Genomic DNA, 16,613 nt, shown 5'->3' with positions numbered 1-16,613 from the left:
ACCTTCCGCGCACCCCGGCAGCGCCTTGATCAACCCAGCTGGGTGGGGGTGGTGAGCGGGAGTAGCACCTCGAAGCGGGTCCGGCCCGGTTCCGAGTCCACCCGCAGGTCGCCGTGGTGCTTGTTGACCACGATCCGGTACGAGATGTCCAGTCCCAGCCCGGTGCCCTCGCCCACCGGCTTGGTGGTGAAGAACGGCTCGAAGATCCGCGGCCGGATCGCCGGGTCGATGCCCGGCCCGGTGTCCCCGATCTCGACGGCCAGACACTCCCCGGACCGGTAGGTGCGCACGGTGAGCGTGCCGGTCTCGCCCATCGCGCCCAGCGCGTTGTCGATGAGGTTGGTCCACACCTGGTTCAGCTCGGCCGGGTACGCCGGCACCTGCGGCAGCTCCCGGTCGAACTCCTTCACCACCCGGATCCCCGGCGGGATCTTGGCCTTCAGGATGGTCAGCGTGGCCTTCAGCAGGTCGTGCACGTCGACCGTCTGGAACGGCGCCCGGTCCAGCTGGGAGTACTGCTTGGCCGCCGCGACCAGCCCGGAGATCCGGCCGACGGCGTCGTCGATCTCGCTCATCAGCAGCTCGGTGTCGACGGTGTAGGTCAGCCACCGCACCCCGGCCTCCAGGTCGGCCGCGCCCACCGCCTCGGCGATGCCGTCCAGCCACTCCACGTCCACCCCGCCGGCCACCAGGGTGGGCGCCAGGTCCCAGCCCCCGGCGATGTCGTGCTCGTCGAACCAGTCCGACACCGTGTCCTCGGCGTCGCTGACCTCCAGCGGGGAGCGCTCCGGCGCGGACGCCGTCCGCTTCACCGCCTGCTCCTGCAACTCGACCAGCCGGTGCAACTGCTGCCCGTCGAGCCGCCCGTCGGCGATCAGCGCCAGCTTGTGCCGCATCCCGGCGACCCGGTCGCGCAGCGCCGAGGTGGCCCGGACCGCGGCGGCGGCGGGATTGTTCAGCTCGTGGGTGAGCCCCGCCGTCAACGCGCCCAGCGAGAGCAGCCGCTGCCGCTCCCCCACCGCCGTCTGGTGGGCCCGGATGCCGATGAACAGGCCCTCCAACAGGTGCATGGCCATCGGGAACCAGCGCCGCACGGCGTCCGCGAAGTCCTCGGCCGGCAGCAGGTAGAGCCGGACGTCGGTCACCGCCCGCATCGAGTTGGTGTACCGCTGGGTCGGCCCGTCGGCCATGTACGCCTGGGTGGCGCCCGCGTACACGCCGTACTGGTCGGTGCGGTTGACCTCCACCTCGTCGCCCTGCACCCGGCGGGTCAGCGCCACCGTCCCGTCGAGCAGGATGACGAAGCAGTCGGCCGGCTCCCCCTCGAGGTAGACGTGCTCACCGGCGGTCCGCCGTTCGATCCGACCCCGCTCGGCCAGCCAGCCCAGCTGCTCGTCGGTCAGGCTCTCGAAGAGGAACAGCGTGCGCAGCTCCGCGACGCTCAAGGTCTCATTCATTGCGCCTCCAGGTAGCGGTGGGCCAGCGAGACGGCCATGGCGCCCTCGCCGACCGCCGAGGCGACCCGCTTGACCGAGTCGGCCCGCACGTCGCCGGCCACGAACACGCCGGGAACGCTGGACTCCAGGTGGTACGGGTCGCGGGGCAGCGCCCAGCCGGCCGGCCGGCGGCCCTCGACCACCAGGTCCGGGCCGGTCAGCACGAACCCGCGCGGGTCCCGGGCCAGCACCCCGTCGAGCCAGTCGGTGCGCGGCTCGGCGCCGATGAACACGAACAGCCAGGAGGTCTCGACCTGTCGGGTCCGGCCGGTCCGCGCGTCGCACAGGGTGAGCCGTTCCAGGTGGTCACCACCGGCCCCGCCGGCCACCGTGGTGTACGGGTGCACCTGCACGGTGTCGATCCGGTCCAACTGGTCGATCAGGTACCGGGACATCGACCGGGTCAGGTCGGCACCCCGGATCAGCAGGTGGACCCGCCGGGCGTACCGGGAGAAGTAGACGGCGGCCTGGCCCGCGGAGTTGGCGCCGCCGACGATGTAGACGTCCTGGTCCACGCAGCCCGGCGCCTCGGTCGAGGCCGAGCCGTAGAAGACGCCGCGGCCGGTCAGTTCGGTCAGTCCCGGCGCGTCGAGCAGCCGGTACGACACGCCGGTCGCGAGCACGACCACGTGCGCCGCCACCGAGCCGCCGTCGTCGAACTGGACGAGCCGGGTCGACCCGGCCGCCTGGAGACCCACGACCCGCCGGGTGCTGAGCAGTTCGGCACCGAACTTCAACGCCTGCCGCCGGGCCCGGTCGGTGAGCTGGGAACCCGAGACCCCGTCGGGGAAGCCGAGGTAGTTCTCGATCCGGCTGCTCTGCCCGGCCTGGCCGCCGGTGGCGCGGCTCTCCACCAGCACCGTACGCAGTCCCTCGGAGGCGCCGTACACCGCGGCGCCCAGCCCGGCGGGACCGCCGCCGACCACCACCAGGTCGTAGAACTCGGCCGCCGGCGCGGTGGCCATCCCGACCTCCGCCGCCAGCTCGGCCTGGCCGGGTGACACCAGCGACTTGCCCTCCGGCGTCACCACCAGCGGTACGTCGTCCGGCCCGACCCCGGCCGCCGTGAGCAGCCGCTCCCCCTCCGGGTCGTCGGCGAGCAGCCAGCGGTACGGCACCAGGTTGCGGGCCAGGAAGTCGCGCACCTTGTACGACGGGGCCGACCAGCGGTGTCCCACCACCCGGACCTCGCCGGCCGGCGACCGGGGCATGGCCTGCCAGGCGTCCAGCAGCCCGTCGAGCACCGGGTACAGCTTCTCCTCCGGCGGGTGCCACGGCTTGAGCAGGTAGTGGTCCAGGTCGACGACGTTGATCGCCTCGATCGCCGCGTTGGTGTCCGCGTACGCGGTCAGCAGCACCCGGCGGGCCAGCGGGAACAGGTCCATGGCGGCCTCCAGGAACTCCAGGCCGTCCATGCCCGGCATCCGGTAGTCGGCCAGCAGCAGGGCCACGTCGTCGCCGCGCAGTTTGATCTCCCGGAGCGCGCCGAGCGCCTCCGGTCCGGAGACGGCCCGGACCACCCGGTACCGGTCGCCGTACCGGCGGCGCACGTCGCGGGCCACGGAGCGGGAGACCGCTGGGTCGTCGTCGACGGTGAGGATCGCCGGATCAGCCATGCTGCCATCATTTCCACCCGGTGGGCCCCGGCGCCAGCCCGAGTGGTCGCCGTCCCCACTTCGACCGGCGGCATTGTCCGGCGAGGAAGGGACGAGGACCGCCATACTGGCACAATGCAACCGGTGACCGACCTCCTCCGCAGCTTCGACCTGGGCCGACGCTGCCTGGAGACGGCCGGGGACTCCTGCGTGGGCAACCGCTACCCGGCCAACTTCGACGTCCTGCACGTCGACCCGGAGTTACCGTTCCTGGCCGTCGCGGACGGGATGGGCGGTGGCCGGGGCAGCGCGGTGGCCGGGGCGACCGCGATGCTCTCGCTGGTCGACCAGGTACGCGCCGCCGGCCCGGACGCCGGGCCCGACCTGCTGCGCGCCGCCGTCGCCGAGACCCAGGACCAGGTGATCCGCGCCGGCCTGGAGCTGGGCGAGCTGACCGGTTGCACGCTGACCGCCCTGCTTCCCGGGTCGACCGGCCGGGACGCCTGGATCGTCCAGCTCGGCGACTCGCGGGTCTACCGGCTGCGGGGCGGGCTGCTGGAGCTGCTCACCGTCGATCACACGACGGCCTGGCTGGGCCTGATCCACGGCTGGTACCCGGCCGACTCGGCCGAGGCCGCCGCGGCGCGCTACCAGCTCACCCGGTACGTGGGCCACCCGGAGCAGCCCGAGCCGGACCTGCTGAACGTCACGCTGCTGCCCGGTGACGTGTACTGCCTCTGCACCGACGGCGTCAGCGACCAGCTCGACTACCAGCGCCTGCGTTCGCAGTTGGGTCGGGACGCGGAGCTGACCGGGATCGCCGGTCAGCTCGTCCGGGACACCCTGGCGGCGGGCGGCGCGGACAACGCCACGGTGGCGCTGCTGCGGGTCACCGCGCCCCCACCCGCACACCGCGCCTGAAAGGAAGGGCACCTTGTTATCGCTTTTTGGATAGCAAGGGCCCCCTCCTAACGGCTCAGTTCCGCCGACTGCCACCACCGGGCGCACCGGTCTGGTTACGGTGAGCTGGTGGTACGCGCGGAGATGCCGGAGGCCGACCTCGACCGGCTCGCGACCGGCACCGACGACCCGCAGGTGTCCCCCGTGGTGGTCGGGGTGGACGGGTCCGAGCTGGGCATGGCGGCCGTCCGGCTGGCCGCCCGCGAGGCCGCGCTGCACGGCCGACCGCTGCGGGTCGTACACGCCTTCAACTGGGCGCCCGACCCGATGGAGCCGCCGGCGGAACTGCATGATCCGGCGGAGGAGATCGTCAAGCGCGCCGTCGAGTGCGCGGCCGACGCCGCACCGGGGCTGCCGGTGACGTCGGCCCTGCTGGAAGGGCCGGCGGTCACCATCCTGTTGCGCGAGTCCAGCGCCGCCGCGCTGCTGGCGATCGGCGACGGTGGCCTGGGCCGGTGCGAGTGCGTACCGGTGGACGCCACCCCGTTGCAGGTCGCCGCCCGAGCCGGCTGCGGGGTGCTGATCGCCCGGGAGGCCGTACCGGAACCCGGGCTGGTGGTGGTCGGCGTGGACGGCTCGCCCGGCTCCCGGGTCGCCCTCGACGCCGCCTTCGACGCGGCCCACCGGCGCGGCGCGCGGCTGCGGGCGGTCCGGGCCTGGGATCCGGTCGAGGATCCGGTCGGCACCGAGGCGCGGGTCACCGTGCAGCTGTCCGAGGCGATCCGGCCGTACGAGCGGCGCTACCCGGGGGTCCGGGTGGAGCCGCGGGTCGGGGCCGGTGATCCCAAGTCGGTCATCGCCGCGGAGTCCGCCGGCGCCGAACTGGTGGTGACCAGCGCCCGCGGCGAACAGCCCTGGCGGGGCATGCTCGGCGCGGTCAGCCAGGCGTTGCTGTACCACAGCGTCGCCCCGGTACTGATCGCCCGCGGGGGGCACGAAATCTACGTACAGGGGTAGTGGAACGGGTGGGACCACCGCCCGTCCGGCGGGGACCTTCGGCCCTGTCCGGGCCGGGTACGCCACCGGCAGGCTGGACGTGTCCCGAGAGATCCACCGCAGCACCCCCGAGCGTGAGAGGGCCCAGGTTGATGGAGAGCGACATCGCCGTGCCGACCCAGTCCCCCCTGACCGACGACGAGCTTCGCCGCCTGGACGCGTACTGGCGGGCCGCGAACTATCTGACCGTCGGCCAGATCTACCTGCTGGACAACCCGCTGCTGCGCGAGCCGCTGCGGCCGGAGAACATCAAGCCGCGCCTGCTGGGTCACTGGGGCACCAGCCCCGGGCTCAACCTGCTGTACGCGCACCTGAACCGCGTCATCGTCCGGCGCGACCTGCGGGCCATCTTCGTCACCGGTCCCGGCCACGGTGGTCCGGCGATCGTGGCGAACACCTGGCTGGAGGGTACGTACAGCGAGCGTTACCCGTCGGTCAGCCGGGACGAGGGCGGGATGGCCCGGCTGTTCCGGCAGTTCTCCTTCCCCGGCGGCATCCCGAGCCACGTGGCCCCGGAGGTGCCGGGCTCCATTCACGAGGGCGGCGAGCTGGGCTACTCGCTGATGCACGCGTACGGCGCGGCGTTCGACAACCCGGACCTGCTGGTCGCCTGCGTGGTCGGTGACGGTGAGGCGGAGACCGGGCCGCTGTCCGCGAGTTGGCTGTCGAACGTGTTCCTGAACCCGGCCCGTGACGGCGCCGTGCTGCCGATCCTGCACCTCAACGGTTACAAGATCGCCAACCCGACGGTGCTGGCCCGGATCCCCGAGGAAGACCTGCTGGAGATGATGCGCGGCTACGGCTACCACCCCATGGTGGTGGCCGGGGACGACCCGGTCGAGGTGCACCAGACACTGGCCGCCGCGCTGGACACCGCGCTCGACGAGATCGCCGAGATCCAGCACCGGGCCCGGAGCGGCGAGCCGGTACACCGGCCGCGCTGGCCGATGATCGTGCTGCGTACGCCCAAGGGCTGGACCGGACCGCACGAGGTGGACGGGCAACTGGTGGAGGGCACCTTCCGGGCCCACCAGGTGCCGCTGGCCGGGGTACGGGAGAACCCGGCGCACCTGGCGGAGCTGGAGCGCTGGCTGCGCAGCTACCGCCCCGAGGAGCTGTTCGACGCCACCGGGGCGCCCGTGGCGGAGCTGACCGAACAGCCGCCGCGGGGCGAGCGGCGGATGAGCGACAACCCGGTCGCGAACGGCGGTGTGCTGCTGCGTGACCTGGCGCTGCCGGACTTCCGCGACTACGCCGTACCGGTCGAGCGGCCCGGCGCGACGGTGACCGGCCTGATCGGGCCGACCGGCGAGTGGGTGCGGGACGTGATCTCGGCCAACCCGGACCGGTTCCGGCTGTTCGGCCCGGACGAGGTGGCCTCCAACCGGCTGAACGCGGCGTTCGAGGTGACCAGCCGGGCGTTCCTGGGCGAGACCGAGCCGGGCGACGACGCGCTCTCCCCGGACGGCCGGGTCATGGAGGTGCTCTCGGAGCACCTGTGCCAGGGCTGGCTGGAGGGTTACCTGCTGACCGGGCGGCACGGGGTGTTCACCAGCTACGAGGCGTTCATCCACATCATCGACTCGATGCTCAACCAGCACGCCAAGTGGTTGAAGACCACCCGCGACATCCCGTGGCGCCGGCCGATCGCGTCGCTGAACTACCTGCTGTCCAGCCACGTGTGGCGGCAGGACCACAACGGCTTCTCACACCAGGATCCCGGTTTCATCGACCACGTGGTCAACAAGAAGGCCGAGGTGGTCCGGGTCTACCTGCCGCCGGACGCGAACACCCTGCTGTCCACGATGGACCACTGCCTGCGCAGCCGGCACTACATCAACGTGGTGGTCGCCGGCAAGCAGCCGGCCCCGAACTGGCTGTCGATGGACGACGCGATCATGCACTGCCGCCGTGGGCTCGGCATCTGGGACTGGGCCAGCACCGACACCGACGCGGAGCCCGACGTCGTGCTGGCCTGCGCCGGGGACGTACCGACGCTGGAGACCCTGGCCGCGGCGGACCTGCTGCGCCAGCACCTGCCCGAGTTGAAGGTGCGGGTCGTCAACGTGGTCGACCTGATGCGGCTGCAACCGGAGAGCGAGCATCCGCACGGGCTGCCGGACCGGCAGTTCGACACCATCTTCACCACGGACAAGCCGACCATCTTCGCGTACCACGGCTACCCCTGGTTGATCCACCGGCTGACGTACCGGCGCGCCAACCACGAGAACCTGCACGTGCGGGGGTACAAGGAGGAGGGCACCACCACTACGCCGTTCGACATGGTCATGCTGAACGACCTGGACCGGTTCCACCTGGTCATCGACGTCATCGACCGGGTGCCGGGGCTGGCCACCCGGGCCGCGCACCTGCGGCAGGAGATGGTGGACGCCCGGCAGGCCTGCCGGGACCACACCCGGCGGTACGGCGAGGACGCCCCGCTGGTCGCCGAGTGGCGCTGGCGCGGCGCCGAGGGAGCCACCCCGGCCTGACCAGACCGAGGAAGACGGAGGGAACCGCGATGACGAGCGACGCCATCCTGGTCGGGTACGACGGCTCGCCCGACGCCCGGGTCGCGCTCGACTGGGCGCTGGACGAGGCGGCCTGCACGGGCGTACCGGTGCGGCTCGCCTTCGGGTTCGAGTGGTTCGTCACGCGCGGCTTCCTCGGTCCGGGTCTCGGCCTCGGTGTCGGTCCCGGAACGGAGGCCGACACCGAGGCCCGGCGGCAGATCGAGAAGCTGCTGGCCGACGCCGTGGCCGACGCCACCACCCGGTATCCGGGCACGTCCGTGACGGCGGAGGTGCTGGACGGACCTCCGGTGGCCCGGCTGCTGGACGCCTCGGCGACCGTCGCCCTGCTGGTGCTGGGCAGCCGGGGGCACGGCGGGTTCGCCGGGTTGCTGACCGGCTCCACCACGGTGACTCTGACCGCGCACGCGCACTGCCCGGTGGTGGTGGTCCGGCAGCGGGCGCAGGCACCGGCCGGCGACGTGCTGGTGGGCGTCGACGGTTCACCGGAATCCCTGCTGGCGCTGGATTTCGCCGGCGACCGGGCCGCGGCCCAGGGCCTGCCGCTGCACGTCGTCCGCGCCTGGTCGGCCCCGGACCCGCGCTGGCGGCCGGCCGGAACGGAGCCGGGCCCGGTGCTGGCCGCCGAACGGGCGGCGCTGGACGAGTTGCTGGCCGGCTGGCGGCCCCGGCACCCGGACCTGCCGGTCAGCGTCGACGTGCTGCTCGGTCCCCCGGCGGAGACGCTCATCGAACGCAGCCGCGCCGCCCGGCTGGCCGTGGTCGGCTCCCGTGGCCATGGCGGCTTCACCGGGCTGCTGCTCGGCTCGGTCAGCCAGCAACTGCTCCAGCACGCGCACTGCCCGGTCGCGGTGGTCCGGGAGCGCCACCCGGGCCCGGCAGCCGGCTGACCGCCGATCCGTCGGGATCAGGTCACGCCTCGCGTTTCCGCCACGCCGGTGCGTCGTCAACCCGCCAGGAATCGGAGCGGACGCCATCGGCGAGTTCGACGCCGTCCGGTGGCCTCGCGATGATGGCGTCGAGCAGCCGTTCCCGTACCGCCCGGGTCTCCGGATCGTCGACGGCACCGAGGATCTCGATGGCTTCCCGGCGGCAGACGTCGGCGTTGCGGTGGTCACCGGTGGCGTCCAGGGCCGCCGCCAGCACCACGGTCGCCCGCCCCTGGCGGACCGGATCCGCCAGTTCCCCGGCGACGGCCCGGGCGAGCGTTCCGTCGGCCATCGCCTCGCGGTGCCGGCCGAGCCGGAACTCGGCTTCGGCGGTGGCGATGAGCGCGTCGCAGCGGATGGCTTCGTCGGTGACCCGGTCGTGCAGGTCGAGCGCCACCCGGGCCTCCGCGAGCGCCTCGATGGGCTGATCGGTTTCGAGGCTGAGTTCGGCGAGCCGGGTCTGGTTGAGACTCTGGCCACGGAGCGAGCCCACCCGGTCCCAGACCGCCAGCGCCGCCTGGTAATACCGGCGGGCCTGCTCGTACCGGCCGAGTTGCCGGTTGGCGTCACCGAGGTGGGAGAGGCTGGCGGCCTCGCCGGTGGCATTGCCAGCTTCTCGGGCCGCCGTCAGGATCTGCTCGAAGCTCTCGACGGCGGCGGTCAAAGCCCCAGTCTTGAGGTGGATGGTGGAGAGGTTGTTCAGGCAGATCAGCTGCGCCTCGGCGAACCCGTTCTCCCGGCTCAGCCGCAGGGCCTGGGTGAATATCTCGCCCGCCCGCAGGTGGTCGTGGGCGGCGAAGTAGGTCGCGCCAAGGTTGATCAGGGTGCCGGTCCGGCCGACGGTGTGGCCGTCCGCGATGGCGGCACCGAGAGCGACCCGCAGCATCTCCAGCAGATCGTCCTGGTGGCCGGAGCGGTCGAGGATCTCGTGCAGCGTGTTGACGATCTGCCAGGCGTGCCGGTGGAATCCCGCCGTATCGGCCACGCGGACCAGAGGAAGCAGGTTCGTCCGTTCCGCCTCGCACCAACGCAGCGCGTCGCCCCCGGATTCGAACCGGGCCGGCGTCATCGTGGTCCGCTCGGGCAGGTCGGGCACCGGGGGCAGGTGCGGCTCCAGCCGGTGGACGACGTTGACCGCCGACAGCAGATACCAGTCCACCAGCCGGTTCAGCATCGTTCGCCGCTGCTCGGGCGATTCCCCCGTTCGAGTCTGGTCCGCCGCGTACTGCCGCAGCAGATCGTGCATCCGGTAGCGGCGCACGGTGTCGTGGTTGACCAGATGGGCGCGGGCAAGCCGGTCGAGTGCCCGCCCTGCCTCGTCGACGTCCACCTCCAGCAGCGCCGCGGCGGCCTCCACCCCGATGGTGGTGCCGGGAAAGACCCCCAGACCGCGGAAAACCCGGGCTGGTAACGGGTCGAGTGCATTGACCGACCAGGCGAAGACGGTCCGCAACGTCGCCTCGCCGGTGTCATCACCCTCGATATCGAGCAGTCGGTGGGCCAGTTCGTCGGCCAGGTGACCGAGCCGGGCCTGGGGCCGGGATGCCACGTGCTCACCCATGACCCGCAGCGCGAGCGGCAACCCGCCGGACAGGTCCCCGAGCGTACGAAGTGCCGCAGGCTCCTCCTCGGCACGTGCGGGGCCGATGATCCGGCCGATCAGGTCCTGCCGTTCGGCGTCGGGCAACGGTGTCACGGTGAGGTTACGGATGCCGTGCCGGACACTCAGTCCCGGCAAACGGTTGCGGCTGGTGATGACCGCCAGGCAGGTACCGGACCGGGGGAGCATCTGGAACGCCTGGTCGGAGTCGAGCACGTTGTCGAGCACGACGAGCATCCGGCGGCCGGTCAGCAAGCGGTGGTACAGCTCGCGCCGCTGTTCGGCGTCGGCTGGAATCTGATCCGCGGCGACGCCGAGGGCGACGAGAAACCGGCGTAGCCCCTCCTCCGGGCGTACCGGTGCCACCAGCCCGTACGCCTCCGCGTCCAGATAGAGCTGGCCGTCGGGAAACCAGGCCCGCCGGAGCTGTCCCCAGTGGGTGACCAGTGCCGTCTTGCCGACCCCCGGCATCCCGGTCAGCACCGTCACGTTCGCGGCGCTGCCGCCGGTGGCGAAGGCGTCCAACTCGGCCAACAGCCCGGCCCGCCCGGTGAAATCGGGTACCGCGTCGGGCAGTTGCCAGCGCGGGCCGGATCCCAGGCCGCCGGTCCCGGCTGTTTCCCTGAACACGGCGGGCCCGAACGGATCGGTACGCCCGAGGGCTCCCGTGGAGTGGGGGGCCGGGGACTGCCCCGGGCCGTGCGGCAGGAACTCCTCCGGGTCCAGCAACGGGTCGGAACGCATCCGCCGTCGGTACCGACGGCGGAAGGCCGCGACGAATTCCTGCGCGTCATGGGTACGACCGGCCGCGTACAGCGCGCTGGCCCACAGGCGTGCCAGTCCCTCGTCAACCTGGTTCTCGGCCAGCAACGGTTCGAGCCTTGCCAGCACCCGATTGTGTCGGCCGGTCGCCAACTCGCTCTCGGCGAGCAACTTCTCGGCGCCGAGCAGAACCTCCAGTAGATACCGCCGGAGGTGTTCGCTACGGGCTCCGCGCAGATCGGCCAGGGGATCACCCCGCCACATCTCGACCGCCGGGGTGAGCAGGGCGACGCAGTGGTCATGCTGGTTGCGGTCGGCCGCCTCCCGCGCCTCGACGATGAGCCGACGGAACCGGTGGTAGTCGACCAGTTCGGGGTCCACATCCAGGCGGTACGCTCCGGTCCCCCGCACCCGGACCAGGGCATTGTCCAGACCACCCGCCCGGAGAACCGCACGTAGCCGACTGGCCAGCGGGTACAGCAGCGGGCGGCACGATTCAGCATCACGGCCCGGCCATAGAAATTCCACCATCGTCTCGACCCGTACCGGATCGCCGACGTGGTACAGCAGAACAGCGAGCATGCCGCGTTGCTTTGTCGGGCCGAGCGGAGACTTTCGCCCCTCGATCGTGAACTCGGTAGGGCCCAGAATGCTGAACCGCATTTACCACGCCCCTGCCAGGGTTGATCCATCCCTACCTATTAGATTCTTGTTGCCGCACGCCAGCGGCTCCAACCTTGCTACCCAGTATCGGAATTCCGACATTCCGCTGCCCACTGGTCCGCAAGCTCTCTGCCAGGCGATTGGCCACGTGATCCCACAATCGTCCGCCGACCCTGCCGTCGTCCACGTTCCTTGTCGAAGGGAGCAGCGGTGACGCCGCTGGAATGGCTATCCACGCCCATTGGAATCGACGCGAACCGTTGGTTGACCCGGTCCGGCTGCCGAACAGTGCTGGCCGTGGCGCACACGGTCGTGAGCTGCCACCGGCTGCTCGACGTGCTCGGCCACGTCGAAGGTGACCCCCGGGTGCAGACGGTGTTCACGGTCGCGCCGGACGTGTTCAATCACCGGGTGAGCCACCTCCTGGATCGGCTCGGTGCGCTCGTGCTGCCCTGGCACCAGGCCGTCCGGGAGCGGTTCGACCTGGGCGTCGCCGCCTCGTACGGCGGGCTGCACCAGCTCCATGCGCCGCTGCTGGTGATGGCGCACGGCGCCGGGTACGGCAAGCGGACCCGGCCGGGACCGCACGGCGGCAAGGTCGGCGAGCCCCTGGTGTACGGCCTGGACGCACAGCGGTTGACCCGGGGCGGAGCGGTCCTCCCGGCGGCGCTGGCCCTCTCCCACCACCGCGAGCTGGACGTGCTGCGCCGGCAGTGCCCGGCGGCGATCGAGGCCGCCGTGGTCGTCGGGGACCCCTGCGTCGACCGGCTGGCCGCCAGCCTCACCCGCCGATCCGAGTACCGGCGGGCCATGGGCGTCGATGACGATCAGCAGCTGGTGGTGGTCAGCTCCACCTGGGGTCGGGACGGCCTGTTCGGCCGGTGGCCCGACCTGCTCCCCCGGCTGATGGATCAGCTTCCGCCGAAGCAGTACCGGGTCGCCGTCCTGCTGCATCCCGCGGTATGGGATGCGCACGGACACCGGCAGATCCGGGCCTGGCTGCGGGACTGCCGCGCGGCCGGATTGCTCCTGCCCGGCCCGACCGACGACTGGCGCGGTCCGGTCGTGGCCGCCGACCGGATCATTGGCGACCACGGCTCGGTGCCCGCCTACGCCGCCGCGATCGGCCGGACGGTACTGCTGCTCCCCGGCCTGCGGGTGGCGCCGGTGGCCGGGACCGCGCAACACCTGATCGCCACCCGGGCCAGCCATCTGGACCCGGACGCTCCGCTGCTGCCCCAACTCGCCGCCGCCCGCCAGATCGATCCACAGACGGTGATGGCCACACTGACCGCCCAGCCGGGAAACGCCGGCCCGCTACTGCGGCGCACCATGTACCGGTTGCTCGGACTCGCCGAACCCGGCCGGCACCGGCGGACCGATCCGGTGCCGGCCCCCCGCCTCGACCGCTGGCGGGCCGAGCCGTGACCCGTGCTGCCGAACCCGTCATCGTGGGATTGCCAAGGCCCCGGTCGGACCTGCGGCTGGCACGGCTGGCCGACATCCTGGTCACGGTCGTCGACCGGGACCCGGTCAGGATCCGCGAAGGTCTGCTTGCTGCCTATCCCGGGGCGGCCCTGGTGGTCGTGGGCATGCCCGACGGTGATGTCCGGGTCGGGGTCCGCCACGGCGTACCGCTGCGGTTGCGGCCCGCGCGGCCACCGGGACCGCTGGCCCGCCCGCCGATGTCCCTGTCGCTGTTGGCCGGCATGGCCCAACCGCTCTACCGGCGCTGGGTCGCCGGGACGCTGCCAGGGGTGGGGGCCGGCCCCCAGGCACCGGCCGCGACCACCGGCTCAGCGCCGCCCAGTGTCACCCGGCGCCGCGACGTCCCGCCCGTCCCCGTCGTCGGTGCGGCCGGTGGCGTCGAGATCGGCCAGCCAGCGCCGTACCTCGGCCAGCCGGGGTGAGCCGACCGCGGCGAAGACCTCGGCGGCCTGCCGGTAGTGCCGCCGGGCCGCGTCGCGGTCACCGCGCCGCTCGGCGATGCGACCGAGCAGCTTCAGCGCCTCGGCGCGTTCGTTCTCCGAACCGAGCCGGGCCATCCGGTCGGCCGCCTCGGTGGCGGTGACCGTGGCGGTGTCCAGGTCGCCGACGCCCAGTTGGGCGCCGGCCAGCCCGATCATGGTCCGGACGCCGTTGTACGGATCGACCTCGGACAGCCCGGCGAAGATCTCGCCAGCCTGAACAAACAGCGGTAACGCGGCGGCCGGACGTCCGGTGGCGGTGTACAGGTTGCCCAGACTGACCAAGGTCAGTCCGAGGGCCCGGATGTCCGGCAGCGCCCGGCGGGCCGCGAGGATCGCCTCGTACACCGCCGCCGCCCGATCCGCACGACCGGTGCTTGCGTACACGCTGGCCATTCCCTCCTCGGCGTCGAGAACTCCCTGCGGATCGCCGGCCGCGCGATACCGCTCGACCGCGATCCGGCCGTACCGCTCGGCGGCGTCGTAGTCGCCGACATGGCCGTACGAGCGCCGCAGCCGCCGGGCCATGTCGGCCTCCGCCCGCGGGTTCCCCCAGGCCCGCGCCGCCGCCATGCCACGCTCATCGAGGTCAAGGCGGTCGCGATAGCTGCGGAGGTAGAGGATCAGGGGCCACATCACGTCGCAGAGGTGCCAGGCCAACTCATGATGACCGAGGTCGAGGGCGGTCCGGCCGGCCTGGATGAGATTGCCGCGCTCCCGTTCCAGCCAGGCCAACGCGTCCGGCCGCCCGGGGAACCCGGGAAGCCTGTCAAAGGTGTGCCGGAAGGCGTACGGCAGCCGGCGCCGGTAGGGGGTCACCACCAGATCGGCGCGGTGGGCGACGGCGAAGTAGAACTCCAGCATCGCGTGCACCGCGGTCCGCCGGTCCGCCGTCGCGTCGTGCCGTTCGGCCACCCGGCGGGCGTGCAGCCGGATCAGGTCGTGGTATCTGAACCGGTCCTCGTCGACCTCCTCCAGCAGGCTCGCCTCCAGGAGCTCATCCAGCGCCGCCGCCCCGCCCGGGTTCCGGCCGCCCTGGTGTCCGCCCCCACCGGTCCCGGACACCGCGGCGATCAGGTCGGCACCGAACTCCGGGCCTGGGTGCAGGGCCAATATCCGGTAGAGCCGGGACGCCGTCGGCGCCAGGGCTCGGTACGAGACCTCGAACGCGCTCTCGACCGACGCTCCGTCCGCCATGGACAGCCGGGCCAACCGATCCGCCTCCTGGGCGAGGTCGGACACCAGGCGCCGTACCGACAGCCGTGGTCGGGCAACCAGCCGGCCGGCCGCGACGGTGAGTGCGACGGGTAGCCCGCCGCACGTGTCGGCCAACTCGCGCGCCGGCCCGTTCTCCCGGGAGATCCGCTCCCGGCCGACGGCCCGGTCCAGCAGCCGGACGGCGTCCTCGGGCGGCAGCGGACCGAGGTCCAGAACGCGGGCACCATCGACCAGCAGACCACTCAACCGCAGCCGGCTGGTCACCAGGACCACCGACGCCGAGGCGGGCAGCAGGGGCCGGACCTGGGCAGCGGAGAAGGCATCGTCGAGCAGCACCAGCATGGAACGATCGGCCGTGATCGTGCGGTACAGGGCGGCCTGCTCGGCCAGGCCGCCCGGGACCCGTCCCGGCGCGACGCCGAGCGCCCGGAGGAACCCGGCCAGCACGTCGCCAGGGTCGGCCGGCTCGTCGCCGCCGAACCCACGCAGGTCCGCATAGAGGTGCCCGCCGCTGAACCGGTCCTTGATCCCGTGCGCCCAGTGTCTCGCCAGTGCCGACTTGCCGACCCCACCCGGGCCGGACACGACAATCAGGACGGTTTCCCTCTCACCGGCGAACACCTCCAGCTCGGACATCTCACGGGTCCGACCGACGAAGTGGGGTGGGGTCGGCGGCAGTTGACGAGGAGTGTGGACTGCGGCGGGCGCACCGTGGAAATGCACATCACCGTGAATACTTCCTGCCTGGACACTTGGTCCGATCACCGTTCCGGACAGGTCGTTCGAGGTACGGCCCGCTGCCGCCTTGCTGTTCTCGCCGCTTCCGCTCGCCAATTCTCCGTGCCTCCCGCCCGCACAAGTCACGAGCCTCGGCTAGAGGGAAATACCCCCTCGCACGTCATGTGCCTGCACGACCGTGGTGGCGGTGCCACTGAAATGGTTGATGGTCTCCGCTGGGCCAACGGAGGGTTGGGACTCGGATGCCCGGTGCCAGCCGGAGCGAACGGCGGCGGCGAAAGCCCGGTCCCGGGCCATGACGTCCGCCAGGGCGGAGGCGAGTTCGACCAACCGCCATCGCTCGTCCGGGTGCTCGACGGCGGCGGTCAGCGTCGCGGATTCGCGGGTACCGTCCCCGAACCGGGCTCGGACCAGGCGGAACAGCGCGCTGATGCCGCTCCGTGCACCGGCCCCCACTGCCTCCGCCCCCTTGGATGCCAGCGCGGTCGCGATCGCCAGGGTGAGTTGATCCACGAAATCCCCCTTGCCCCGATAGCGGCATTATCGACGCCCCTTTATGTAACCCATAGTAAGAGAGATACAACATTCTGCCTACCATCATCCTCGGATGACCCCGAGCCGAGTGCGGACCGCCGCGGTCTTGGCGAGGAGCACAGGCGCCAATGCGTCCGACACGTACGCTGAGCTGGCACTAAGCGCCAGAGCAGGACCGCCCGATGATCAGCGAAGCCATGCCACGCACCTGGATCGGTGCCCCCTCACCCAGACATGTTTGGTGGCAACCTGTCGGCTCCCTCCACCCTGGACCGACCATCCATCTATGACGGATATGTAGTCTCACAAACTGTTTCGGCGCTCAGTAACCGTAAAAGGCGAGAAGTACACTACTCTTCCGGGCATGAAGCCGTCTCTGATGCGCCGGGCGAAGTCAATCTGCGTTGCACTGTCCCTGGTGGCCATGGCGATCATCATGACGAACCCGCAGGATTGGATGAAGTGGTTGTAAATCGGACATAGCGTAAATAGGGCTTGATTCACAGCTCGGACCGGGGGGACCACCCCCCCTGTTGGCTGGTCCCCTTCCTCCTCTTCCTCCCCAACCCCCCCCCCCCCCCCCACCCCCCCCTCTCCCCCAACGACAATGGGCCCGACGGGGGT

General features: G+C 71.7%; 11 protein-coding genes. 6 read left to right on the top strand and 5 right to left on the bottom strand.

All coding sequences use genetic code 11. The features are described 5' to 3' along the window. Positions 1-29: 29 nt before the first annotated feature. Entirely contained in the window at positions 30-1,457 is a 1,428-nt protein-coding gene (locus ACXN5W_RS17620) for an ATP-binding protein (protein WP_473159400.1), read from the bottom strand. Continuing rightward, on the bottom strand, positions 1,454-3,112 hold the full coding sequence (locus tag ACXN5W_RS17615) for an NAD(P)/FAD-dependent oxidoreductase (protein ID WP_473159399.1): 1,659 nt from the start codon (positions 3,110-3,112) through the stop codon (positions 1,454-1,456). Before ACXN5W_RS17615 ends, ACXN5W_RS17620 begins: the two co-directional genes overlap by 4 nt. Before the next feature lie 123 nt (positions 3,113-3,235). Here ACXN5W_RS17615 and ACXN5W_RS17610 point away from each other — a divergent pair, with 123 nt between their 5' ends. The 4 genes from ACXN5W_RS17610 (at position 3,236) to ACXN5W_RS17595 (ending at position 8,468) form a co-directional block, all read left to right on the top strand. Beyond that, a complete protein-coding gene (locus ACXN5W_RS17610) occupies positions 3,236-4,012 on the top strand; it encodes a PP2C family protein-serine/threonine phosphatase (RefSeq protein WP_473159398.1) in 777 nt (258 codons plus the stop codon). Between the two features lie 108 nt (positions 4,013-4,120). Beyond that, complete coding sequence (locus ACXN5W_RS17605) at positions 4,121-5,008, top strand: universal stress protein (RefSeq protein WP_473159397.1); 888 nt, start codon at positions 4,121-4,123, stop codon at positions 5,006-5,008. A gap of 131 nt (positions 5,009-5,139) precedes the next feature. After that, entirely contained in the window at positions 5,140-7,539 is a 2,400-nt protein-coding gene (locus ACXN5W_RS17600; protein WP_473159396.1) for a phosphoketolase family protein, read from the top strand. Positions 7,540-7,568: 29 nt separating this feature from the next. Further along, complete coding sequence (locus ACXN5W_RS17595; RefSeq protein ID WP_473159395.1) at positions 7,569-8,468, top strand: universal stress protein; 900 nt, start codon at positions 7,569-7,571, stop codon at positions 8,466-8,468. A 22-nt stretch (positions 8,469-8,490) separates the two neighbouring features. On the opposite strand, the gene ACXN5W_RS17590 is transcribed toward ACXN5W_RS17595, so the two are convergent. Then, positions 8,491-11,451, bottom strand: coding sequence for an AfsR/SARP family transcriptional regulator (locus ACXN5W_RS17590; RefSeq protein ID WP_473159394.1), 2,961 nt, complete (start codon positions 11,449-11,451; stop codon positions 8,491-8,493). A gap of 378 nt (positions 11,452-11,829) precedes the next feature. Between ACXN5W_RS17590 and ACXN5W_RS17585 the strand changes: the two genes are divergently transcribed. Further along, a complete protein-coding gene (locus ACXN5W_RS17585; protein ID WP_473159393.1) occupies positions 11,830-12,960 on the top strand; it encodes a hypothetical protein in 1,131 nt (376 codons plus the stop codon). Between the two features lie 29 nt (positions 12,961-12,989). Continuing rightward, positions 12,990-13,442 (top strand): hypothetical protein, encoded by a 453-nt coding sequence (locus ACXN5W_RS17580; protein WP_473159392.1) that lies wholly within the window; start codon positions 12,990-12,992, stop codon positions 13,440-13,442. Here ACXN5W_RS17580 and ACXN5W_RS17575 read toward each other — a convergent pair. Continuing rightward, complete coding sequence (locus ACXN5W_RS17575) at positions 13,329-15,353, bottom strand: tetratricopeptide repeat protein (protein ID WP_473159391.1); 2,025 nt, start codon at positions 15,351-15,353, stop codon at positions 13,329-13,331. The genes ACXN5W_RS17580 and ACXN5W_RS17575 overlap by 114 nt on opposite strands. Before the next feature lie 237 nt (positions 15,354-15,590). Continuing rightward, positions 15,591-15,968 carry a hypothetical protein gene (locus tag ACXN5W_RS17570; protein ID WP_473159390.1) on the bottom strand — a complete coding sequence of 126 codons (378 nt, stop codon included), beginning with the start codon at positions 15,966-15,968 and terminating at the stop codon, positions 15,591-15,593. Positions 15,969-16,613 lie beyond the last annotated feature (645 nt).

It is taken from the genome of Plantactinospora sp. A48, from assembly GCF_055793945.1.
The sequence above is the reverse complement of the archived record's forward strand: the minus strand, read 5'-3'. Positions and strand labels throughout refer to the sequence as shown.